25 protein-coding genes and 1 pseudogene are annotated in these 21,784 nt (G+C 73.4%); 10 read left to right on the plus strand and 16 right to left on the minus strand.

From position 1 onward, the window contains the following. Positions 1 to 70 precede the first annotated feature (70 nt). Positions 71 to 817, plus strand: coding sequence for a GNAT family N-acetyltransferase (locus CRP39_RS19075; protein WP_097207966.1), 747 nt, complete (start codon positions 71 to 73; stop codon positions 815 to 817). Here CRP39_RS19075 and CRP39_RS19080 read toward each other — a convergent pair. The 7 genes from CRP39_RS19080 to CRP39_RS19110 form a co-directional block, all read right to left on the minus strand. Further along, positions 774 to 1,193 (minus strand): hypothetical protein, encoded by a 420-nt coding sequence (locus CRP39_RS19080; protein WP_097207967.1) that lies wholly within the window; start codon positions 1,191 to 1,193, stop codon positions 774 to 776. The genes CRP39_RS19075 and CRP39_RS19080 overlap by 44 nt on opposite strands. Further along, positions 1,190 to 2,086 carry an N-acetyl-1-D-myo-inositol-2-amino-2-deoxy-alpha-D-glucopyranoside deacetylase gene (gene mshB / locus CRP39_RS19085; protein ID WP_097207968.1) on the minus strand — a complete coding sequence of 299 codons (897 nt, stop codon included), beginning with the start codon at positions 2,084 to 2,086 and terminating at the stop codon, positions 1,190 to 1,192. The genes CRP39_RS19080 and mshB overlap by 4 nt, the downstream gene beginning before the upstream one ends. A gap of 424 nt (positions 2,087 to 2,510) precedes the next feature. Beyond that, positions 2,511 to 3,575 carry an ABC transporter ATP-binding protein gene (locus CRP39_RS19090; protein ID WP_281253793.1) on the minus strand — a complete coding sequence of 355 codons (1,065 nt, stop codon included), beginning with the start codon at positions 3,573 to 3,575 and terminating at the stop codon, positions 2,511 to 2,513. Then, the gene (locus CRP39_RS19095) at positions 3,568 to 4,620 is read right to left on the minus strand and encodes an ABC transporter ATP-binding protein (RefSeq protein WP_097207969.1); all 1,053 of its coding nucleotides are present in this window, start codon (positions 4,618 to 4,620) and stop codon (positions 3,568 to 3,570) included. The genes CRP39_RS19090 and CRP39_RS19095 overlap by 8 nt, the downstream gene beginning before the upstream one ends. Then, positions 4,617 to 5,567 (minus strand): ABC transporter permease, encoded by a 951-nt coding sequence (locus CRP39_RS19100; RefSeq protein WP_097207970.1) that lies wholly within the window; start codon positions 5,565 to 5,567, stop codon positions 4,617 to 4,619. Before CRP39_RS19100 ends, CRP39_RS19095 begins: the two co-directional genes overlap by 4 nt. Beyond that, a complete protein-coding gene (locus tag CRP39_RS19105) occupies positions 5,560 to 6,483 on the minus strand; it encodes an ABC transporter permease (RefSeq protein WP_097207971.1) in 924 nt (307 codons plus the stop codon). Before CRP39_RS19105 ends, CRP39_RS19100 begins: the two co-directional genes overlap by 8 nt. 146 nt (positions 6,484 to 6,629) lie before the next feature. Next, positions 6,630 to 8,261: a peptide ABC transporter substrate-binding protein gene (locus CRP39_RS19110; protein ID WP_216359823.1), complete on the minus strand. Its 1,632-nt coding sequence runs from the start codon at positions 8,259 to 8,261 to the stop codon at positions 6,630 to 6,632. Between the two features lie 354 nt (positions 8,262 to 8,615). On the opposite strand from CRP39_RS19110, the gene CRP39_RS19115 reads away from it, so the two are divergent. Beyond that, positions 8,616 to 8,786, plus strand: a complete 171-nt coding sequence (locus CRP39_RS19115) for a CsbD family protein (protein WP_097207972.1) — start codon at positions 8,616 to 8,618, stop codon at positions 8,784 to 8,786. Positions 8,787 to 8,876: 90 nt separating this feature from the next. Here CRP39_RS19115 and CRP39_RS19120 read toward each other — a convergent pair whose 3' ends face one another. Further along, positions 8,877 to 9,614, minus strand: a complete 738-nt coding sequence (locus CRP39_RS19120; protein ID WP_143426709.1) for an endonuclease domain-containing protein — start codon at positions 9,612 to 9,614, stop codon at positions 8,877 to 8,879. A 62-nt stretch (positions 9,615 to 9,676) separates the two neighbouring features. Further along, positions 9,677 to 10,438 carry an NUDIX domain-containing protein gene (locus CRP39_RS19125; RefSeq protein WP_097207974.1) on the minus strand — a complete coding sequence of 254 codons (762 nt, stop codon included), beginning with the start codon at positions 10,436 to 10,438 and terminating at the stop codon, positions 9,677 to 9,679. An 82-nt stretch (positions 10,439 to 10,520) separates the two neighbouring features. Here CRP39_RS19125 and CRP39_RS19130 point away from each other — a divergent pair, with 82 nt between their 5' ends. From CRP39_RS19130 to CRP39_RS19160, 7 genes are all read left to right on the plus strand, one after another. Next, on the plus strand, positions 10,521 to 10,994 hold the full coding sequence (locus tag CRP39_RS19130; RefSeq protein WP_097207975.1) for an RrF2 family transcriptional regulator: 474 nt from the start codon (positions 10,521 to 10,523) through the stop codon (positions 10,992 to 10,994). 49 nt (positions 10,995 to 11,043) lie between these two features. Then, entirely contained in the window at positions 11,044 to 11,595 is a 552-nt protein-coding gene (cysC, locus tag CRP39_RS19135) for an adenylyl-sulfate kinase (RefSeq protein ID WP_097207976.1), read from the plus strand. 233 nt (positions 11,596 to 11,828) lie between these two features. Then, the gene (locus CRP39_RS19140; RefSeq protein WP_097207977.1) at positions 11,829 to 13,517 is read left to right on the plus strand and encodes a nitrite/sulfite reductase; all 1,689 of its coding nucleotides are present in this window, start codon (positions 11,829 to 11,831) and stop codon (positions 13,515 to 13,517) included. Between the two features lies 1 nt (position 13,518). Beyond that, positions 13,519 to 13,689: an Insertion element protein gene (locus CRP39_RS19145; protein WP_097207978.1), complete on the plus strand. Its 171-nt coding sequence runs from the start codon at positions 13,519 to 13,521 to the stop codon at positions 13,687 to 13,689. After that, a complete protein-coding gene (locus tag CRP39_RS19150) occupies positions 13,686 to 14,396 on the plus strand; it encodes a phosphoadenylyl-sulfate reductase (RefSeq protein WP_097207979.1) in 711 nt (236 codons plus the stop codon). Before CRP39_RS19145 ends, CRP39_RS19150 begins: the two co-directional genes overlap by 4 nt. Positions 14,397 to 14,480: 84 nt before the next feature. Further along, positions 14,481 to 14,774, plus strand: coding sequence for a 4a-hydroxytetrahydrobiopterin dehydratase (locus CRP39_RS19155; RefSeq protein WP_097207980.1), 294 nt, complete (start codon positions 14,481 to 14,483; stop codon positions 14,772 to 14,774). Between the two features lie 130 nt (positions 14,775 to 14,904). Further along, a complete protein-coding gene (locus CRP39_RS19160; RefSeq protein ID WP_143426710.1) occupies positions 14,905 to 15,603 on the plus strand; it encodes a hypothetical protein in 699 nt (232 codons plus the stop codon). Positions 15,604 to 15,606: 3 nt separating this feature from the next. On the opposite strand, the gene CRP39_RS19165 is transcribed toward CRP39_RS19160, so the two are convergent. The 5 genes and pseudogenes from CRP39_RS19165 to CRP39_RS28250 form a co-directional block, all read right to left on the minus strand. Then, on the minus strand, positions 15,607 to 15,981 hold the full coding sequence (locus CRP39_RS19165) for a VOC family protein (protein WP_097207982.1): 375 nt from the start codon (positions 15,979 to 15,981) through the stop codon (positions 15,607 to 15,609). 68 nt (positions 15,982 to 16,049) lie between these two features. Continuing rightward, entirely contained in the window at positions 16,050 to 18,008 is a 1,959-nt protein-coding gene (locus tag CRP39_RS19170) for a PhoX family protein (RefSeq protein ID WP_216359824.1), read from the minus strand. Positions 18,009 to 18,201: 193 nt separating this feature from the next. Then, positions 18,202 to 18,594: a DUF3037 domain-containing protein gene (locus CRP39_RS19175; RefSeq protein WP_097207983.1), complete on the minus strand. Its 393-nt coding sequence runs from the start codon at positions 18,592 to 18,594 to the stop codon at positions 18,202 to 18,204. Next, on the minus strand, positions 18,591 to 19,025 hold the full coding sequence (locus CRP39_RS27780; RefSeq protein WP_245853977.1) for a hypothetical protein: 435 nt from the start codon (positions 19,023 to 19,025) through the stop codon (positions 18,591 to 18,593). The genes CRP39_RS19175 and CRP39_RS27780 overlap by 4 nt, the downstream gene beginning before the upstream one ends. A 73-nt stretch (positions 19,026 to 19,098) precedes the next feature. Next, positions 19,099 to 19,377, minus strand: a pseudogene (locus CRP39_RS28250) (HipA family kinase); the annotation flags it as partial. Positions 19,378 to 19,491: 114 nt separating this feature from the next. Here CRP39_RS28250 and CRP39_RS19185 point away from each other — a divergent pair. Next, positions 19,492 to 20,037, plus strand: coding sequence for a DUF1990 domain-containing protein (locus CRP39_RS19185; protein ID WP_097207984.1), 546 nt, complete (start codon positions 19,492 to 19,494; stop codon positions 20,035 to 20,037). Here the strand turns inward: CRP39_RS19185 and CRP39_RS19190 are convergent. Both CRP39_RS19190 and CRP39_RS19195 read right to left on the minus strand, forming a co-directional pair. Continuing rightward, complete coding sequence (locus tag CRP39_RS19190; RefSeq protein WP_097207985.1) at positions 20,034 to 20,816, minus strand: ABC transporter permease; 783 nt, start codon at positions 20,814 to 20,816, stop codon at positions 20,034 to 20,036. The genes CRP39_RS19185 and CRP39_RS19190 overlap by 4 nt on opposite strands. Next, on the minus strand, positions 20,813 to 21,715 hold the full coding sequence (locus tag CRP39_RS19195) for an ABC transporter ATP-binding protein (RefSeq protein WP_097208152.1): 903 nt from the start codon (positions 21,713 to 21,715) through the stop codon (positions 20,813 to 20,815). Before CRP39_RS19195 ends, CRP39_RS19190 begins: the two co-directional genes overlap by 4 nt. Between the last annotated feature and the right edge of the window lie 69 nt (positions 21,716 to 21,784).

A 21,784-nucleotide genomic window follows, 5' to 3' on the forward strand; every position in this document is an offset into this window, starting at 1 on the left:
TCGGGGCGCGACGGGTGCGCGCCGGGGACCCGGGAGGACGACGCCGGGCCGGGCACCGCAGGATCGCGGCATGGGACAGAGCCGCTCACCCCTGGACGTCGTCGGCCTGGAACGTGTCGCCGCCCGCGGCTGGCGGGGCTCCGAGGAGGCGGCGCTCGGCGAGTGGCTGCTGCGCGCCGGTGGCGGCTTCACGGGGCGGGCCAACTCGGTGCTGGTCGCGGGGGACCCGGGCCGCGCCCTGCCGAACGCGGTCGACGCCGTCACCGCCTGGTACCGCGAGCGCGGCCTGCGCCCCTGTGCCCAGCTGCCGGGCCGTCAGGCGCGGCCGGCCGACGCCGCCTTCGCCGCCGCCGGCTGGGAGCGCGACGAGGACGTCCTGGTGCTCACCGCCCCGCTGACCTCCGGGCCGGACGGCGGGGTGCCGGTCGACCTCTCCCCCACCCCGGACGACGCCTGGCTGGCCGGCTACCACCACCGCGGGCGTCCCCTGCCGCCCACGGCCCGCGCGGTGCTGACCAACGCCGAGGACGTCGTCTTCGCCTCGGTCCGCCTCGACGAGGGCCCGCTGGCCGCCGTCGCCCGGGGCGTGGTCACCGACGACTGGCTGGGCGTCGCCGCGGTCACCGTCGCCGAGGAGCACCGCCGGCGTGGCCTGGCCACCGCGGTCATGGCGGCGCTGCAGCGCTGGGGGGCCGAGCGCGGCGCCACCTGGGTCTACCTGCAGGTCACGTCGTCCAACGCCCCCGCCCGCGCGCTCTACCGCAGCGCCGGCTTCATCGAGCACCACCGGTACCACTACCGGTACGCCTCGGACTGAGCGACGCTGCGGCCAGCACGCGGCCGACGGCGAACGCCGCGGCGACCACGCCGCAGAGCAGGAACGCCAGGTTGACCAGCCCGGTCGCGCCGCCGCCGGTCACCAGCAGGTCCCCCTCCGGACGGCGGATGCTGCCGGCCACCGCGACGGTGAGCCACACCAGCGCCGGCAGCGCCGCTACCAGCCGCGAGCCGGTGAGCCGGTGGGCCAGCGGCACCAGCAGCAGGTTGCCGGTCACGGCCGCCACCACCGACACCGGCACGAGGACGCCGGCCACGCGCAGCGGCAGCCAGAACACCTCGACCAGCGCCAGCCACGCCGCGGCCGCGACGACCAGCAGCCCCGCCCCGGCGCGCGCCCCGAGGCGCCGGCTCATCCCGGCAGACCGGCGAACAGGTCGTCCTCCCAGCCGTGGGGGGCATCGCCGGCCGGCCCGCGCTCGCCCCGCACCAGGCGGTAGTACTCGGTGCCCAGCACCTCCAGACCCAGGTTGTTCGACAACGCGAAGAAGGGGCCGTCGACGGTGATCTGGGTGGCGTGCGCGCGCATCGCGGCGTCCTTGCGGCCGGCGTGCGGACGGCCGTCGACCGCGGCGGTGACCACGTCGTCGGGGACCGCGAACGGCACCTCGTCGAGGTCGCCCAGCGCCTGGAACGGGGAGTCCTCCCCCAGCGCGGCCATCGCCTCCACGCCCTTCCGCAGCACCGACCGCGGCATGCAGCACCAGTAGACCTTGGCGACGTCCCAGGCCGCGCCGAGGTCGGGCCGGTAGGAGGGGTCGGCGGCCCGCTCCACCGCGCCCATCGCGACCCGGTGCGCCTGGATGTGGTCGGGGTGGCCGTAGCCGCCGTTCTCGTCGTAGGTGACGACCACCTGCGGCCGGACCTCCCGGACGACGGCGACCGCGTGCGCCACGGCCTCGCCGAGGTCGGCGTTCCAGAACGCCCGCGGCTTCTGGTTGGCGGGGGTGCCCATCATCCCGGAGTCGCGGTAGCGCCCCGGCCCGCCCAGGAACCGCCAGTCGGTGACGCCGAGGGCCGCCATCGCCGCGCCCAGTTCACCGATCCGGAAGCCGCCCAGCTGGTCGGCGTGGTCGGGGGCCAACAGCTCCAGCTCGGGGACGAGCACCTCGCCCTCCTCGCCCAGCGTGCAGGTGAGCAGGGTGACGCCAACCCCCTCGGCGACGTACCGCGCCATGGTGGCGCCGTTGTTGATCGTCTCGTCGTCGGGGTGGGCGTGCACGAGCAGCATGCGGCGGTCAGCGGTCACGAGAGGGCATTCTCCCCGGAGCACACGAGCCGGGGACGCGCACCTGCGGTGTCGTGCCCGAGTGGGCCCCGGAGGGGTCCGCGAAGGGTGCGGCGGCCGGGCTCAGCGCGAGCCGGGGACGGCACGTGGCCGCGGTGTCGTGCCCGAGTGGGCCCCGGAGGGGTCCGCGAAGGGTGCGGCGGCCGGGCTCAGCGCGAGCCGGGGACGGCACGTGGCCGCGGTGTCGTGCCCGAGTGGGCCCCGGAGGGGTCCGCGAAGGGTGCGGCGGCCGGGCTCAGCGCGAGCCGGGGACGGCACGTGGCCGCGGTGTCGTGCCCGAGTGGGCCCCGGAGGGGTCCGCGAAGGGTGCGGCGGCCGGGCTCAGCGCGAGCCGGGGACGGCACGTGGCCGCGGTGTCGTCCGGTAGGACGACGGTGTCATCGCCTCACTCCACGTCCACCGGGACGACCGTGCGGGCCTCGGCGAAGTGGCACGCCGACGGGTGCCCCTGGCCGCGGTCCACCAGCGCGGGCGCCTCCTGGGCGCAGATGTCCTGCGCCTTCCAGCACCGGGTGCGGAACCGGCAGCCCGAGGGTGGGTCCGCCGGGCTGGGGACGTCGCCCTGCAGCAGGATGCGGTCCTTCTGGCCCCGCAGGTGCGGCTCGTGCAACGGCACCGAGGACAGCAGCGCCTGCGTGTACGGGTGCGACGGCGCGGTGTAGACCTGCTCGTCGGTGCCCTCCTCGACGATGCTGCCGAGGTACATGACCGCGACGCGGTCGGAGATGTGCCGCACCACCGACAGGTCGTGGGCGATGAACAGGTAGGAGAGGCCGAACTCGTCCTGCAGGTCCTCGAGCAGGTTGACCACCTGCGCCTGCACCGAGACGTCGAGGGCCGACACCGGCTCGTCGCAGACGATGATCTCCGGCCGCAGCGCCAGGGCCCGGGCGATGCCGATGCGCTGCCGCTGGCCACCGGAGAACTGGTGCGGGTAGCGGTTGACGTAGTCGGGGTTGAGGCCGACCCGGTCGAGCAGCTCCTGGGTGCGCTGCAGCCGGCCCTTCTTCGGGGCGACGTCGGCGTGCACGGACCAGCCCTCGGCGACGATGTCACCCACGGTCATCCGCGGGTTCAGCGACGCGTACGGGTCCTGGAAGATGATCTGCACCTCGCGGCGGTACTCCTTCAGCGCGCGGCCGCCCATCTTCGCGACGTCCCGGCCCTTGTAGAGGATCGACCCCGCGGTCGGCTTCTCCAGGGCGACCAGCAGCTTGGACACCGTCGACTTGCCGCAGCCGGACTCGCCGACCAGGCCGACGGTCTCCCCGCGGTGCATCGTCAGGTTGACGCCGTCCACGGCACGGACGTGGCCGACGGTCCGCTTGAACAGGACGCCCTGGGTGAGCGGGAAGTGCTTCTGCAGGTCACGGACCTCCAGCAGCGTCTCGCCGATGGCACCGCGCAGGGCGCCGCTCGCGGCCGTGGCGCCGGTCGTGGACTCAGACACCGAGGACCTCCTCGCTGTAGTGGCACGCCGCCTCGCGGCCCGGGACGACCAGGCGCAGCGGTGGCAGGTCGGTGGCGCACTCCCGGCCGGGCGTGGCGGCGGCCCCCAGCCGGCGCCGGGAGCAGCGTGGGTGGAACGGGCAGCCGCTGGGGATCGCGGCGAGGTTCGGCGGCTGGCCGGCGATCGGCAGCAGCCGGCCGCCCTTGGCCTCCACCTGCGGCACCGAGCTCATCAGGCCGTCGGTGTAGGGGTGCGCCGGGTTGGCGAAGACGTCGTCCACGGTGCCGCGCTCGACGATCCGCCCGGCGTACATGACCGCGACGTTGTCGGCGACCTCGTTGACCACGCCGAGGTCGTGGGTGATGAGGATGAGCCCCATCCCGGTCTCCCGCTGCAGGTCCTTGAGCAGGTCCATGACCTGCGCCTGCACCGTGACGTCGAGCGCGGTGGTCGGCTCGTCTGCGATGAGCACCCTGGGGTCGAGGGCGATGGCCATCGCGATCATCACGCGCTGGCGCATGCCGCCGGAGAACTGGTGCGGGTAGTCGTTGACCCGCGCGCCCGCTCCCGGGATGCGCACGCGGTCCATGAGCTCGACCGCGCGCTTCTTGGCGTCCTTCTTCGACATCCCCCGGTGGGCGCGGAACATCTCACCGATCTGGTACCCGACGCTGTACACGGGGTTCAGCGACGACAGTGCGTCCTGGAAGATCATCGAGATCCCCGGGCCGCGGACCTTGCGCTGCTCCTCCTCCGACTGCTGGAGCAGGTCGCGGCCCTCGAACCAGATGCCACCGCCGGTGATGACCGCGGGTGGGGTGTCGAGGATGCCCATGATCGCCTGGGCGGACACCGACTTGCCGGAGCCGGACTCCCCGAGGATGGCGAGGGTCTCGCGCTCCGCGAGGCGGTAGCTGACGCCGTTGACCGCGTTGACGACGCCGGAGCGCGTGCGGAACTCGACGTGCAGGTCGTCGACCTCGAGGACGGTGCCGCCGGTGCCGGGCGCCGCGGCCCTGGGCTGGGAGAGGTCGGGTCGGGTCATGCGCGCTGCCTCGGGTCGAGGGCGTCGCGCAGGGCGTCGCCCATCATGATGAACGCCATCACGGTCAGGGTCAGGACGATGCTGGGGAACAGCACCAGGTGCGGCGCGGTGCGCAGCAGGGACTGACCCGCCTCGATCTGCAGCCCCCAGGAGATGGCCGGCCGCTGCAGGCCGACCCCCAGGAAGGTCAGCGTCGCCTCCGCGGCGATGAGCACGCCGATGGTGATGGTCGTGTAGACCAGCACCGGCGCGATCGCGTTGGGGAGGATGTGCCGCACCAGGATGCGCCCGTTGGACGCCCCCATCGCGCGGGCCGCGGCGACGTAGTCCGAGCTCTTCACGGCGATCACCTGCGAGCGCACCAGCCGCATCGCCGTCATCCACCCGAACAGGGCCAGCGCGATGGCCACGGCGGTCACACCCCGGCCCAGGGTCCCGGTCCGGAGGACGACGAGGGCGCCGAGCACCAGCGGCAGCGCGTAGAAGATGTCGGTGATCCGGGACAGCAGGCTGTCGGTGAGCCCGCCGTAGAACCCGGCGATCGCCCCCACGACGACGCCCAGCAGCAGCACCACGAGGACGGCGAGCACACCGATGATGAGCGAGTTGCGGGCGCCGTAGACGACGTTGGCCAGGTAGTCGCAGCCCTGCTGATCGAAGCCGAACCAGTGGCCGGCCGACGGCTTCTGCTGGCTGTTGGACAGGCTGCACTCGCGCGGGTCCACGCCGCGCGCGAACACCTGCGGCAGGAGGGCCATCGCCAGGAAGACCAGCATCAGCAGGCCGCCGATCCAGAACAGCGGGTTGCGCTTGAGGTCCTTCCAGGCGTCGCTCCACAGACTGTTCTGACGTGCGTCGGTGGCGTCGACCGACGGGCTGGCCAGGCCGGTGGTGGTGCCGGCCTCCACCTCGTCGTGCCGCAGGTCGGCCTGCTGCTGGTCAGTCATAACGGATCCTCGGGTCGAGGACGGCGTAGAGCACGTCGACGACCAGGTTGAAGAAGATGAAGAAGAACACCATCAGCGTGACGATCCCGACGACGACGGCGCCCTCCTGGGCGCGCACCGCGTCGAAGATGGCGCGGCCGATCCCGGGCAGGTTGAACACTGACTCGGTGACGATCGCCCCGCCCATCAAGGTGCCGATGTCGGCGCCGATGAAGGTGACGACCGGGATCAGGCTGTTGCGCAGGGTGTGCCGGACGATGACCGTCCGCCTGGGCAGCCCCTTGGCCTTCGCCGTCCGCACGTAGTCGGCGCGCATGTTCTCGGCGACGCTGGTGCGGGTCAGCCGAGCCACGTAGGCCAGCGAGCCCGCGGCCAGCACCAGGCCAGGGAGCACGAAGCTGTACCAGCCCTCTCCGATGCCGGAGATCGGGAACCAGCCCAGTTGCAGGCCGAAGACGAACTGGGCCACGAAGGCGAGCACGAGGATCGGGACGGACACGACGATCGTGCTCGAGACCAGCACGACGTTGTCCAGGAAGCCGTTGCGCCGGATACCGGCGAGGACGCCCGCGATGATGCCGATGACGGCCTCGAACAGGATCGCGACCACGGCCAGCTGGATGGTCACCGGCAGCCGCTGCTCGATCGTGTCGAGCACCTCGCGGCCGCGGAAGTCGGTGCCGAAGTCCCCTTGCAGCAGGTCGCCGACGTACTTGGCGTACTGGACGACCAGGGGGTCGTCCAGGTTGTACTCGTCCCGCAGCTGGGCGACGACGGCGGGGGCCAGCGGGCGGTCACCGCCGAGAGCCCGGATCGGGTCGCCCGGGAGGGCGTACACCATCGCGAAGATCAGGAACGAGGCCCCGATCAGGACCGGGATGGTGAGCAACAGTCGGCGCGCGACGTAGCGGCCCATGTTCCCCCTCGGTTGTGAGCGCCGGGCGCAGGTGCGGTCGGCGCCGGTTCCATCGTGCCCGGTACGGGGCACGTGCGCCGCCGGGGGCGGCTGTCCAGGATCGGACAGCGCCCCCGGCGGGTGGTGCGGGTCCTGCTAGGGGGTCGTCAGGAGACGACCTCGACGGCGGCGGCGTCGATCCGACCGAAGGCGTCGATGATCACGTTGTCGACGTTCTCCGAGTGCGCGCCCTGGTTGAGCCGGTAGAACAGCGGAGCCGAGGGCAGGTCGGCGATGAGGACGTCCTCCGCCGCCTGGTAGGCGGCGACGGCCTCGTCGTCCGAAGCGGCCGCGTTGCCCTGCTGCAGCAGCTGGTCGAACTGCGGGTTGCTGTAGAAGGTGTAGTTGGAGCCGGCCGGCGGCAGCGCGACCGAGGAGTACAGCGGGCCGAGGAAGTTCTCGGCGACCGGGTAGTCCATGATCCACGCGTCGCGGAACGGGCCGGTCATGCCCTTCGCGTCCTTCAGCGGCAGGAACTCCGCCTGGGGCAGGTCGCCGCGCAGCTGGTACTCGACGCCCAGGTTCTCGCGCAGCTGGTTGCCGACGGCCTCCATCCAGGCGTCGTGGCCGGCACCGGCGTTGAACCAGAGGTCCACCGGCTGGCTGCGGTCGAAGCCGGCGGCGTCGAGCAGGCTGTTGGCCTCCTCGACGTTCAGCTCGCAGGCCTCACAGGCGCCCTCGCGGTAGCCGGGGACGACGGGGCTGATGAAGGACGTCGCCGGGGTGCGGGTGCCGTTGAAGATCGCGTCGCTGATCGCCTGGCGGTCGATCGCCATCGAGAAGGCCTTGCGAACGTTCGGGTCGGCGAAGCGCTGGTCGTAGGTCGGGAAGCCCAGCGAGGTGATGTCACCCTGAGCGGTCTCGATGTACCGGTCCCCGAACTCCGACTCGGCGGACGCGATGGCGTCCGGCGGGAGGGTGTCCATGATGTCGAGCGAGCCGCCCTGCAGGTCGGTGTAGGCGGTGTCCTGCTCGACGTAGACGCGGTACTCGACGGACTCGGCCTTGGCCGGCTCGTCACCGGCGAAGTCCTCGTAGCGGGTCAGGGTGACGCCCTGGCCCGGGACGAAGGGCTCCACGGCCTGGAACGGGCCGTTGCCGATGGGCTGCTCACCGAAGGCCGCGGGGTCGTCGAAGAACGCCGGCGGCAGCGGGAAGAAGGCGGTGTAGCCCACGGTGGTCGGCCACTGGGCGTACGGCGAGGAGAGCGTGACCTCGAAGGTCAGGTCGTCGACGACGCGCAGGCCGCTCATCTCGGTGGCCACGGGGTCGCCGCCGGCCTCGGGGGCCTGCAGGTCGCCGTAGCCCACGATGTTGGCGAAGAAGTACGAGTTGCCCTGCGCGTTCGGGCTGTACGCGGTGTAGTTCCACGCGTCGACGAAGGACTGCGCGTTGACCGGCGAGCCGTCGTGGAAGGTCCAGCCGTCGTTGAGCTTGACGGTCCAGGTGGTCTGGTCGTCGCTCTCGATGGACTCGGCGACACCGGTGAAGGCGGCCTCGTTGGTCTCCGGGTCGTACTGCACCAGGCCGGTGAACAGCGAGTCGAGGACCTGGCCGCCCTCGGTCTCGTTGGTGTTCCCCGGCATCAGCGGGTTCTCGGGCTCGCCGATGTAGATGCTGAAGCTGCCGCCGTCGGCGCTCGAGCTTCCTTCGTCGTCACCTCCACCACAGGCCGACAGCACCATCACGCCGGACAGGCCGGTCGCGATGAGCGCAGCAGTGCGCTTGCTCAACTTCACGTGCAATGCCTCCCTCGTCCCGCGGTGCGGGGGGAACGGACTGGTTCTCCCAGGTCGCCGGCGCCGTCAGCGCGCCAGCTGGAGGACCTGCGGACAGGTACCGAGTCTCGCCGGTACGACGGGCGACCCTAGGCGGGCCCCGCGGAGAGCGTCCACGACTGACACCGACTTGTGACCTCGGCTCAGGATCTCACAGGATGGAATCTCGCTTGCCTGCGACGCCCGGTCCAGGCTCCTTGAGGAGTTGCGGCGCAAGTCGCATCACACCGCAAGTGTTCCGCCGTCTCCCGGCACGGGTGTCGGGATCAACCGGGCTGGGTAGGTCTCGGCCGGAACCGACGAGAGGAGTCCGGCATGAGCGGCGTGGACAAGATGAAGGACAAGGCCCAGGAGCTGTCCGGCCAGGGCAAGCAGGCAGTGGGCGAGGCGACCGACGACCGCGACCTGCAGGCCGAGGGCAAGAAGGACCAGGCGGCCGGCAGCATCAAGCAGGCCGGCGAGAAGGTCAAGGACGCGTTCAAGTAACCGTCCAGCACACCGTCGCGGACGCCGCCCCGGACCTCCGGGACGGCGTCCGTCGCCGTCTGCGTCGGTTTCCGCGGAAACCGACGGGCCTCACCAACCCACGGCGGTGGCCGTGCGCAGCGCCTCGCCGATCCGCTGGACGACGTCGTCCATGGCGCGCAGGTCAGCGGCCGCCAACCGGATGACGGTCCACCCGGCGGCTACGAGCCGTTGCAGCCGCGCGTCGTCGCGGACGATCTGCACTCCCTCGAAGTGGTACTCCCCGTCGTACTCGACGATCACGCGGTGATCGGGCCAGGCGAGGTCGACCCGGGCGAGCCACGCGCCCTCGTGCACGACCTCGTACTGCGGCACCGGGGTCGGCAGCCCTCCGAGCACGCAGGCCACCCGCACCCACGACTCGGGTGGGGACTCGCTGGGCCCGTCCACGAGGTCGAACGCCTTCTCCGCACGCCGCAGGCCCCATCGGCCGGCACGCCGATCCAGGAGAGAGACGAGTCGTCCCTTCGTCGTGAGGCGGCCGCGCACCATCCCGTCGAGCACGCCCACAGCCGTGGGAGTCGGCTCCAGCACTGCGACGTCCCAGGTGGTGCGGAGGGCCGGCGTGACCGGTGGACCGTCCACCTCCCACGGGGCGTCCGACCCGTCGAGGTCCGTGCGGTGGACGCGCACGCCCTTCGGCCCCCTCCACGTGAGCGGCGCGGCGAGCACCACGGTGACCGGATCGCCGTAGGACGGCGCCGGTGCGCCGAGGACCGCCGCCGCTGATCGCCCGCCCAGTACGGCGCCCCGCGGCATCAGCAGTGCGGCCGCGCGGCAATGCAGCACGTGGTCCCGGGGGATGGAGGGGTCTGCGTAGACCCCGTGGAGTACCCGGACGAGGGATGCGGTCAGAGCCGGGTGAGCAGGTCCTGGACGGCGGGCAGCAGGGGCCGGTCGGCGGGGATCCACTCCAGCGCCTCGAGCTCGTCGGCGCGCAGCCACCGCAGCTCGGCGTGCTCGTGCGCCGTGAGCTCCCCACCGTCGGCGATCCGGGCCCACCACACCCGCAGCGTCGAGGCGCCGGGCAGGCCACCGGCGACGACGCCGTCGAGCACCACCTCCCCGAGGAACGCCTGCGGGACGACGACCGCGCCGAGTTCCTCGCGGATCTCCCGCACCAGCGCCGCGAGGTCGTCCTCCCCCGGCTCGACCTTGCCGCCGGGGAACTCCCAGCACCCGTCGTAGGGGCCGCCCGAGCGCTGGGCCACCAGCACCCGGTCGCCGTCGACGAGCGCAGCCCCCACCACCTGCACGACGTCGAGCGCCCGCCGGGCGGCCGCGGCCGCGTAGGCGTCGAGGTGGGCCTGCATCGCGCGCTGCACCCGTCGGCGCAGCACGCGGTCGAGGACCCACCCGAGCACGCCGGGCAGCGAGGTGGCCCAGTCGACCTGTTCGTCGACCAGGGTGCCGGCGCCGGTGGCCGAGAACCGGCGGGAGTGGGTGAGCCAGCGCCATCCCCGGCCGGGGCCGACGGCGTACACGTCGCGCACCGGGCGGACCGAGACGACCTCCTCCAGCGGGACCGGCCAGGGGCGGCCCAGGGAGCGTGCGACGTCGAACGCCACGGTCAGCGGCGCCTCCACCACAGTGGTGAAACGCAGCTGGAACACGCCCCCACCTTCCCAGACCCGGCAGGATGACCCTGCAGGACTCGGCAGGGTGACCCTGCAGGACTCGGCAGAAGGGAACACTGTGCGCATCACCGCCCGGGTCGACTACGCCGTCCGTGCCGCCGTCGAGTTGGCCGCGGTCGCGCCGGGCGCGCTGACGTGCGACCGCATCGCCACGGCCCAGAACATCCCCTCGCGCTTCCTGCAGTCGATCCTCGGCGACCTCCAGCACGCCCGGCTGGTCACCAGCCAGCGGGGCCGGGAGGGCGGCTACCGGCTGGCGCTGCCCCCCGAGGAGGTGTCGATCGCACGGGTCATGCGGATCGAGCAGGGGTTCCTCGCCGAGGTCCACGGCCAGCGCCCCGAGGACGTCGAGTACCCGGGTGCGGCCGAGTGCCTGGCGGCCGTCTGGGTGGCCGCGCGCGAGGCGTACCGCCGGGTGCTGGAGGAGGTCACGCTCGCCGACGTCGTCGCGGGGAAGCTGCCCGGGCCGGTCGCCGAGCTCACCGCCCTGGAGGAGGCCTGGCGCTCCTTCAGCGAGCCGCCGGGCGACTGACACCCGGGCGGGTTCCCGGCCGGGAGTGCGCCTGCGGGAGACTGGCGACATGTCAGCTGCGCACCGCCGGGGCGTCACCGTGTTCCTGACCGGCCTGTCCGGCGCGGGGAAGTCCACGATCGCCGACGCCCTCGTCGCCTCCCTGGAGGCCGACGGGCAGCCGGTCACCGTCCTGGACGGCGACGTGGTGCGCACCCACCTGTCCAGCGAGCTCTCCTTCTCCCGCGCGGACCGCGACCTGAACATCCGCCGCATCGGGTTCGTCGCCGGCGAGGTGGTCAAGCACGGCGGCACGGTCGTCGTCGCGGCGATCGCGCCCTACGAGCAGGCCCGCGAGGACGCCCGCGCCCTCGTCGAACAGCACGGCCGGTTCCTGCTGGTGCACCTGTCGACGCCGCTGGAGGTCTGCGAGGGTCGCGACGTGAAGGGCCTCTACGCCCGGGCGCGGGCCGGCGAGATCCCTGGCTTCACCGGGATCGACGACCCCTACGAGCCGCCGGTGCGTGCCGAGCTGGTCATCGACACGTCGGTCACCCCGCTGGAGGAGTCGGTCGCGCGGATCCGCGCCGCCATGGACGGGCAGCCGGCGACCGTATCCTGAGTCACACTCCGCCGCGCGCCCGGGATGTGGGACCATGGAGGACGTGACCTCCCGCGGCCTGCTCCTCGTCGCGCGCCGTCACATCGATCTGGCGCTGGTGAGCAGCGCGGTCTGTCGCTCCGCGCGCTGACACCCCGGTTCCCCGCGCAGCCCTCGCTGCGCCCTCCGATCTGGCAGCGCCCACCCCGTCCTGGTCTCGGTGCCGGACGGACGGCGCAGAAGGAAGTGCCCTCGTGACCGCCTCCCCAGGCACCAGCCCGACCCGCACCAGCAACCGGCCCCAGCGTGCCCAGGGCCAGTGGGCGCTGGGCTACCGGGAGCCGCTGAACCCGAACGAGCGGATGAAGCGGGACTCCGACGGGCTCGAGGTCCGCCAGCGGATCCTCGACATCTACGCGTCGACCGGCTTCGACGGCATCGACGCCGGCGACCTGCGCGGCCGGATGCGCTGGATGGGTCTCTACACCCAGCGGGCCCAGGGCATCCCCGGCGGCAAGACCGCCGTCCTGGAGCCCGAGGAGCTCGAGGACTCCTACTTCATGATGCGGGTGCGCACCGACGGCGGGTCGCTGACCAGCGCCCAGCTGCGGACCATCGGCGGCATCAGCACGGAGTTCGGTCGTGACGTCGCCGACGTCACCGACCGGCAGAACATCCAGTACCACTGGATCCGCATCGAGGACGTGCCGGAGATCTGGCGGCGGCTCGAGGAGGTCGGCCTCACGACCACCGAGGCCTGCGGCGACACCCCGCGCGGCATGCTCAACTGCCCGCTGGCCGGCGTCCTCGAGGACGAGGTCCTCGATGCCACCGACGTGATGGCGCAGACGGTGGCCAAGTACGTCGGCAGCCCCGAGTTCAGCAACCTGCCGCGCAAGTGGAAGACCTCGATGTCCGGGTGCGTCGACCACTGCACCGAGCCGGAGATCGACGACGTCTCCTTCGTCGGCGTGCGCAACGAGGCCGGGGAGGCCGGCTACGACCTGTGGATCGGTGGCGGGCTGTCGACCAACCCGATGTTCGCCCAGCGCGTCGGCGTCTTCGTCCGCCCCGAGCAGGTCACCGACGTGTGGGCGGCCTGCACCTCGATCTTCCGCGACTACGGCTACCGCCGGCAGCGCAACCGCGCCCGCATCAAGTTCCTGATGGCCGACTGGGGCCCGGAGAGGTTCCGCCAGGTCCTCGAGGAGGAGTACCTCCACCACCCGCTGCCCGACGGCCCCGCGGCCGCGCCGCCGAAGCACGAGCAGCGCGACCACGTCGGCGTCGCCCGGCAGAAGGACGGCGCCAACGCCGTCGGCTTCGCCCTGCGCACCGGCCGGATCGCCGGCACCCTGCTGACCCGGATCGCCGACCTCGCCGACGAGTACGGCCAGGGCCGGACCCGCACGACCACGCAGCAGAAGATGGTCATCCTCGACGTCCCGGACGAGCGGGTCGAGGACCTCGTCTCCGCGCTGGCCGAGCACGACCTGCTGGTGCGCCCCAGCGCGTTCCGCCGCGGCACCATGGCGTGCACCGGCCTGGAGTTCTGCAAGCTCGCGATCGTCGAGACCAAGCAGCACGCCCAGGACCTCTACGCCGAGCTCGAGAAGCGGCTGCCCGACTTCGACGAGCCGATCGGCATCAACGTCAACGGCTGCCCGAACAGCTGCGCCCGCTTCCAGACCGCCGACATCGGGTTCAAGGGCTCCATGGTCCGCGATGACTCCGGCGAGATGGTCGAGGGCTTCCAGGTGCACCTGGGCGGCCACCTCGGCGTCGAGGCCACCTTCGGCCGCAAGTTCCGCGGCCACAAGGTGACCAAGGCCGAGACCGCCGACTACTGCGAGCGGGTCCTGCGCGGCTACCTCGAGCGGCGCGAGCCCGGTGAGCGGTTCGCCGCCTACGTCGCCCGCGCCGAGGAAGCCTGGCTGCTCTGACATGGACGAGGAGCCGACGGGGGGAAGGACCCGGAACCTGCCGGTGTTCTTCTGCCCGTACTGCGGGGACGAGGAACTGACCCCGCACGGGGAGGACGGCGCGTGGCACTGCGCCGCCTGCCTGCGGACCTTCACGGTCCGGCTGACCGGGACAGGAGTGCAGCACCCATGACGACCGCGATCGCCGCCACCCCCGAGCTCGCCGCGGAGGCCGACGCCCGTTTCGAGGGCATCGCGGACCCGGTCGAGCAGGCCCTCGCCGTCCTGCGCTGGGCCGGCGAGACCTTCGGGGACGACTTCGCGATCACGTCGTCCATGGCCGACGGGCTGCTGGCCCACCTGGCCAGCCGGGCCATCCCGGGCGTGAACGTGGTCTTCCTCGACACCGGGTACCACTTCGCCGAGACCATCGGCACGCGCGACTGGATCAGCGGCGTACTGCCGATCACGCTGGTCAACGTGCGTCCCGTCCAGACGGTGGCCGAGCAGGACGCCGAGCACGGCCCCGAGCTGCACCAGCGCGACCCCGACCTGTGCTGCTCGCTGCGCAAGGTGCAGCCGCTGGCGCAGGCGCTGGCCGGCTACACCGCGTGGGGCTCTGGCGTGCGGCGGGACGAGGCGGTCACCCGCGCCGGCACGAGGGTCGTCGACTGGGACGCCAAGCGCGGCATGGTCAAGGTCAACCCGCTCGCCGCCTGGACCCAGGACGACGTCGACGCCTACATCGCCGAGCACCAGGTGCCGGTCAACCCGCTGCAGGAGATCGGCTACGCCTCGATCGGCTGCGCGCCGTGCACCCGTCCGGTGGCCCCGGGCGAGGACCCGCGCGCCGGTCGCTGGGCCGGGCGCGGGAAGACCGAGTGCGGTCTGCACCTCTGATGAAGGACCTCGTCCCACCCCACGACGCGCTCCGCGCGCCGCGGGCCCCTGGGACGAGGCCGTCGGGCGCGGGACACTGACGTCGTGCCCCGACCGCCACGCCTGTCCCCCGACGAGCTCACCGCCGCCCTCTCCGGGCTGCCGCTGTGGTCGGGGGACGGCACGGGGTTGCACCGCAGCATCGAGCTGCCCGGCTTCCCGGACGCCGTAGCGGCGCTCGTCCGGATCGGCTTCGTCGCCGAGGAGCTGGACCACCACCCCGACGTCGACCTCCGCTGGCGCACGCTGCACGTGACGTTGGTCACCCATTCCGCGGGTGGGGTCACCGGGCTCGACGTGGACCTCGCCCGGCGGGTGGACGCCCTCTTCCCCGGCTGATCCTGCCGGCGCCGCCAGGAGGGGTCGTCACCCGATCGACGGACGAGCACCACCTGCCACGGCGAACTCTGAGCCACAACAGGTGAACGCTCCGTGGCCGCAGCGCGGCCGATTGCCTATGGTCAGCAACATGTCCCGCGCCCTACGCCGGAGCCAGCAGCCCGCGACGGTTCCGACCACCGAGAGCCCGGTCGGGAACGGGACGGCGCCGGACCGGCGGGCGTCCGCCACGGCACGACCGGAGGCGGCGCGCCTGGCGACGTGGCTGCCGATGGTCGCGACCCTGTCCGTCGGGGTCGTCGTGCTCGCCGCCACCGTGCTGGCCGCGCGGTGGTTCGACGAGCCCATCGCCACGTTCACCCGAGACGTCCAGGACTACGCCGGTGTCCCCTGGTACGCCGGCGCGGTCAACACCTTCAACATCATGGCCTGGACCGTCTTGACCACGCTGAACCTGACGGTCGCGTGGCTGGAGCGAACCGACCGGCGCCGGCTGATCGTGTTCGGTGCCTTCACGCTGCTCCTCCTCGTCGACGACGCCTTCCTGCTGCACGAGGCGGTCGGGCCGGAGAACGGGATCCCGCAGGTGCTGTTCCTCGGGTTGTACGGCCTCATGGGAGCCGCCCTCCTCGTCGGCTTCGCCCGCGCGCCGCGGACCGGCCGGTCACTGGCCTTCCTCACCGGTGGCACCCTCCTCGCGATCTCCGTCTTCACGGACGAGTTCGTGCGCGGACGGTTCCTCATCGAGGACGGCACCAAGCTCCTCGGCTGCCTCGTCTGGATCGCCGTCCCGCTGCTGTCCCTCCGGAGACCGCACCTGCCCGGCTGACCCTCACGGCAGGGGGCAGAACAGGTCCACCGAGTACCCGTCGGGGTCGACCACCGTCGCGTACCGCTGGCCCCAGGGCGCATCCCACGGCGGGGTGGCCACCCCGTACCCGGCCGCGGCGACCCGGCCGGCCACCTCGTCCACCTCGGCCGGGGAGTCGTACAGCAGGGCGAAGCCGGGCGCCCCGCCGGGCGTCGGGGGCTCGCCGGTCAGCTGCTCGATCAGCGAGGCGGCGTCGATCATCAGCCGGATGCCGGCCTCGGCCTCCACGTGCAGCGCATCGGGCTCCAGGGGCGGGAACCGGAAGCCGAGGACCTCGTAGAAGGCGATGGCCCGGGACAGGTCGGTGGCGCTCACGGCCACGGCGGCGATCTCCACGGCGCAGGCCTACACCCGGCCACCGACACCGATCGGGCGCCGCGGCCCGGACCGCGGCGCCGGAGCGGTCAGGTGCCGATCACCCCGCCGTCGTCCTTGGTGATGACGACGGTGGCCGAGCGGGGCGTGGCCAGGCCGTCCTCCGCCGGCCAGACGCTCCGCCCGTCCTCCCCCGGGTGCTGCACGTTGACGAACAGCGTGCGCTGGTCGGGGGTCATCGCGATGCCGGTGATCTCGCTCTGGCGCGGCCCGGTGAGGAACCGGCGGACCTCCGGTGCGCCGTCGGCGCCGGTGCGGGTGGGGTCGGCCGCCAGCATCTGGTTGTTCGCCGCCCCCGGCTGGGTGCCGTCGGTCTGGATCCAGGCCCGGCCGTCGGGGTCCAGCCACAGTCCGTCGGGTGAGCCGAAGGCGTCGTCGGCCGCGACGGTGGAGCCGTCCACCCCACCGCCGGGGCCGGCGAGCAGGAAGACGTCCCAGGTGAAACGGGTGGCGGTGTGGTCACCGTCCTGCTCGTCCCAGCGGATGATGTGACCCCACGGGTTGGCCGCGCGCGGGTTGGCCGCGTCCGGCGCGGTGCGCTCGGTGTTGTTCGTCAGCGTCAGGTACGCCGTCCCGGTGCGGGGGTCGACGGCGGTCCACTCGGGCCGGTCCATCGGCGTGGCCCCGACCAGCGTCGCCGCCTGCCGGGTGTTGACCAGCACCGCACCCTGGTCGGCGAAGCCGTTGGCCGCCGTCAGGGGACCCTGGCCGTGCACGAGCGGGATCCAGGTGCCGCGCCCGTCGGCCTCGAAGCGGGCGACGTAGAGGGTGCCCTCGTCCAGCGGGCTGCGGCCGCGGGCCTCCATCGACCGCCAGTTGTCCCGGCTGACGAACTTGTACAGGTACTCGAAGACCTGGTCGTCACCCATGTAGACGACGACACGGCCGCCCTTCGTCACGTGGACGGTGGCGTCCTCGTGCTTGAGTCGGCCCAGCGCGGTGCGCTTGACCGGCGTGGACCGCGGGTCGAAGGGGTCGATCTCGACGACCCAGCCGAAGCGGTTGGGCTCGTTCGGGTCGTCCGGGGTGACGACGAACCGGGAGTCGTGCGCCGCCCACCCGTTGCGGTCCCCGCCCACGCCGTAGCGCTCGACCAGCGCGGCGTCGGCCGGTGCCAGCGTGCCGTCGACCCGGAAGTAGCCGTTGAAGTTCTCCTCGCAGGTCAGGTAGGTGCCCCACGGGGTCTCGCCGTTGCCGCAGTTGTTGATCGTGCCCAGCGGGGTGCGGCCCCCGGGGTCGGCCGCGGTACGCACGAGCGGGTGGCCCGCGGCCGGCCCGGAGAAGGCCATATCGGTCGTGGCGGTGATGCGGCGGTTGCGCCGGGAGCGCACGGGCACCCACTCCCCCGAGCGCCGGCGCTCGATCTCCACGACGGAGACGCCGTGCGCGGCCTGCGACTTGCGCACGCCCTCGGCGGTGGTCGGCCTGTAGCCGGCGGTGTGGCCCCCGGTGTGCAGGTAGAACTCGTCGGTGTACTCGTGGTTGAGGACGAGCAGGCCGCGCTCACTCACCTGCCGCCCGTTCCCCAGGGGGAAGTAGGTCATGCCGTCGTGGTGCATGCCGACCTGCTCGGCCTGCTGCGCCGCGGTGTTGCCCCCGGCGTCGCCACCCGGCTCGCCGGGGGTGCCGGGCACGAACGCCGGGTACGAGCCGGTGATGGGCGTGCCCCACGGGATCAGCACGCGGGCGGTGTAGCCCGCGGGCACGTGCACGACGTCGTCGGTGCTCGGTCCGACGGCCGGGAAGCCGAGCAGCCCCCGGGCGCCGCCACCCCCTCGGCCGCCGCCCGGGGCGGCCTGTGCGGCCGGTGGCGAGACCAGGCTCGTCGTGAGGAACCCGGCGGCGGCCAGCATGCCGCCCGCCAGCACGGAGCGGCGGGACAGCCGCGCGCCCACCAGGTCCGACAGCGGGGTGCTGCCGGTCGTGTTGGACGCGAGGTCGTCGGGATCGACGGCGCCGGCGCGGGCGGGGTCGGACGTCAACGTCACGGAGGGGGCTCCTGTTTCTCGGCGGTGGACCGCCGCGGACGCTAGGGAGCCGGATCGACGCGACCGTGACCGTCACGGGGCCGGCCGGTGAACGCCGCGGTCACCCGCCGTTCACCTGTCGTGATCATGCCACCGTGACCACTGGCCGGGTGGTCCAGCGGGTTCCGGCGCCATGATCGCCGGGGCGGGGCGATCAGCCCTCGACGGGCAGCACCAGCAGGCGCAGCAGCCGGTCGGCCTCGGCGTCCGGGTCATCGGTGAGCCCGGTGTGCACCGGACCCGCCTGCACGACCGTGCTGCGCGGCGCGGTCAGCCAGCGGAACCGCGCCCCGAGCGCCTCCCGCCCGGCCGCACCGACGCCCGGGTCGGCGGCGCAGACGTCGGCGGCCACCTGCAGCGCGCGCCGGATCGCCTCGGCGTCGGCGGTCGGGTCCAGCGCGTGCAGCCGGTCGACGTCGAGGTGCACCCGCGAGCCGAGGTAGTCCCGCTGCCGGCAGTAGACCAGGACGCCGGCGTTCAGCGTCTCGCCCCGCTCCACGCGCGGCACCACCCGCAGCACGGCGTACTCGAAGGTGTCCCGGCTCATCGCTGGGTGATCCCCTCGGGTGGCGGGGGCCCCAGCCACGACGGCCGGTTCTCCCCGACCGTGCGCCGCCGCCGCGACCCGCCGGCGGCCGCCGTGGCGAGCAACGGCGGCAGCCAGGCGTCCCGGGCGGCGAGCCGGGCCAGCAGCTGGTCGACGTAGCGGGCACGGACCTCGTCCGGGGCGTCGTCGAGCGAGGGACCCTCCAGCCAGTCGTCGGGCACCTGGGCCAGCACGCCCGCCAGCAGCTCGGCGGTCACCCGGGGACCGAGCGCGGCGTCGGCAGCCCGCACGTCGGGGTGGCAGTCGACCAGCGCGTGCTGGGCGGCGTCGTAGGGCCGGGCGACCGAGGCGGCGGCGCCGGGCCAGTGGTGGTGGAACGTCAGCGCCGCGCCGTGGTCGATCAGCTGCAGCCGGCCGTGCCAGAACAGCATGTTCGGGGTTGCGCCAGGAGCGGTCCACGTTGCCGATCAGCGCGTCGAACCACAGCACCCGGCCGGCCGGCTCCGGCTCCACCGACGCGACGCCGGCCTCGAAGTCCAGCGCACCCGGCAGGTAGTCCAGGCCGAGGTTGCGCCCGGCGGAGCGCTGCAAGAGCTCCTGGACCTCGGGGTCCGGTTCCCCCACCGCGAGCTCGGGCGCGACGTCGACCGTGACCAGGGCGGGCACCGGCAGCGACAGCGCCCGGGCCAGCTCGCCGCACACGACCTCGGCGACGAGGACCTTCACGCCCTGCCCCGCAGCCCGCCACTTGACCACGTAGGTGCCGAGGTCGTCGGCCTCCATGAGCCCCGGCAGCGAGCCACCCTCGCGCAGCGGGGTGACGTAGCGAGTGGCGGTGACGGCGGGCAGCACAGTGGCCGCGACCCTACCGGCGCCGCCACCGGGGAGACTGCCGGCGTGGGCCTCCTCCGCGCGACCTCCCCCGCCGACCTCGCCGCCGCGCCGTTCACCTACCCCGAGGTGGGCGCCACGCGCGACGCCGAGCTGCCGGCCGGCTACGACCACGTCGAGCGGTCGGTGGTGGTCGGCCGGGGCGACGAGGCCTTCGAGCGGGCCGTCGCCGCGGTGTTCGGCTGGCGGGCGCAGCGCGGCGTCGGGCTGCGGGTGCGGGCCACCGGACCGGCGTCCGAGCCGGGCACCGTCGTCGTCCTCACCGCCGGCCTGCCGCGGTTCGGCTACGACATCCCCTGCCGGGTGGTGTGGGCGCAGACGTCCGGTGACGAGCGGGGCTTCGGCTACGGCACCCTGCCCGGCCACCCGGAGAGCGGCGAGGAGGCGTTCATCGTCCGGCGCGAGCCCGGCGGCGACGTCGTCTTCGCCCTGCGGGTCTTCGCCCGGCTGGCCTCACCGCTGGCCCGGCTCGGTGGGCCGGTCAGCACGGTGGTGCAGCGCCTGGCGACGGCGCGGTACCTCGCGGCCATCCGGGCGGCGGCGCGCGGCTAGACGTCGCGCCGTTCGAGCAGGACCGAGCCGATCGCCCACGCGCCCAGCGCCCAGGCGCCGCAGACGACCAGGCCCACCGGCCAGGCCGTGGGGACGGCGAGGAACGCGTCCTCCCCCACCCGCAGCGCCGGCAGCCCCTGGGACACTCGGGAGGCCGGCTCGCCGCCGGCCAGCGCCAGGACCGGCGGCAGCACGAACACCAGGGCGACCCCGAGCCCGACGCCGCCGGCCGTCGACCGCAGCACCGTCCCGAGGCCGACGGCGAGCACGGTGACCAGGACGGCGGAGGCCACCTGCAGCCCCAATTCGCGCAGCACGTCCGGATCGCCGAGCGGCACCCCGCCCGGGACGGCGGTCAGCGTGCGGGCGGCCAGCCAGCAGGACAGGGCGAGCACCGTGGTGAGCAGCGCCGCCCACCCCGCGACGACGACGGTCTTGGCGGCCAGCAGCCGGGTCCGCCGCGGGACGACGGTGAGCGAGACCAGGGCCGACCCGGTCGCGAACTCGGCCGACACCGCCAGGACGCCGAGCACCACCAGCACCAGCTGGCCGAAGCCGAAGCCGGTCATCGCCACGCCCACGGCGAGGTCGGCGCGCACCGCCGCCGGCGTGCTGGCCGCGGCCAGCCAGCCGAACGCCACCACGACGACGAGGTACACGACGGTGCACCACCAGGTGGAGCGCACCGAGCGCAGCTTGGTCCACTCGCTGCGCAGCACCGCCCACGCCGGCACGCCGGCCCGTGACCGGCCGGTGCGGGAGCCCCCCGTCCCGCTCACCGGGCACCGGCCCGGTACTCGACGTCCTCACCGGTCAGCTCCAGGTAAGCCGCCTCCAGTGAGGCCACGACCCGGGTGAGCTCGTGCACCCGGACCCGCGCGGCGAAGGCGACGTCCCCCACCCGGGCGGCGTCGAGCCGCTCCACGCGCAGCGCGCCGTCGACCTCCAGCGTCACGTGGGCGCCGGCGTCCCGCAGGGCCGCCGACAGCATCGGCGCCTCCGGGCTGCGCACCCGGACGGCGGCGTGCGCACCCAGGAGGTCGGCGATCGAGACGTCGGCCAGCAGCCGCCCGCGGCCGAGGACGACGAGGTGGTCGGCGGTGTCCTCCATCTCGCTCATCAGGTGGCTGGAGACCAGCACCGTGCGCCCCTCGGCGGCCAGGGTGCGCAGCAACTCCCGCACCCAGCGGATGCCCTCGGGGTCCAGCCCGTTGACCGGCTCGTCGAGCAGCAGCACCTCCGGGTCGCCGAGCAGCGCCGCGGCGATGCCCAGCCGCTGCCCCATGCCGAGGGAGAAGCCCCGCACCCGTTCGTGCGCCACACTGTCGAGCCCGACCAGCTCCACCACCTCGTCGACCCGCCGCATCGGCAGCGCGTTGCTCTGCGCGAGCACGGCGAGGTGCTGGTAGGCGGTGCGGCCCGGGTGCCGGGCCCGGGGGTCGACCAACGCGCCGACCCGCCGCATCGGGTGGTCCAGCTGCCGGTAGGGGACGCCGAGCACGGTGGCCGAGCCGGCGGTCGGGCGGGTCAGGCCCAGCACGCAGCGCATGGTCGTCGTCTTGCCCGAGCCGTTGGGCCCGAGGAAGCCGGTGACCCTCCCCGGACGGATGTGGACGGTGAGACCGTCGACGGCGACCCGGTCGCGGTACTGCTTGGTCAGGCCGTCGAGCTCGATCACGCGCGCCAGCATGGCGAGCGCCGGGCCACCCGCGCGGGAGGCTCGGCGGAACGGCGTCCTCAGGCCCCG

The organism is Geodermatophilus sabuli (genome assembly GCF_900215145.1).
Taxonomy (GTDB): Bacteria; Actinomycetota; Actinomycetes; order Mycobacteriales; family Geodermatophilaceae; genus Geodermatophilus; species Geodermatophilus sabuli.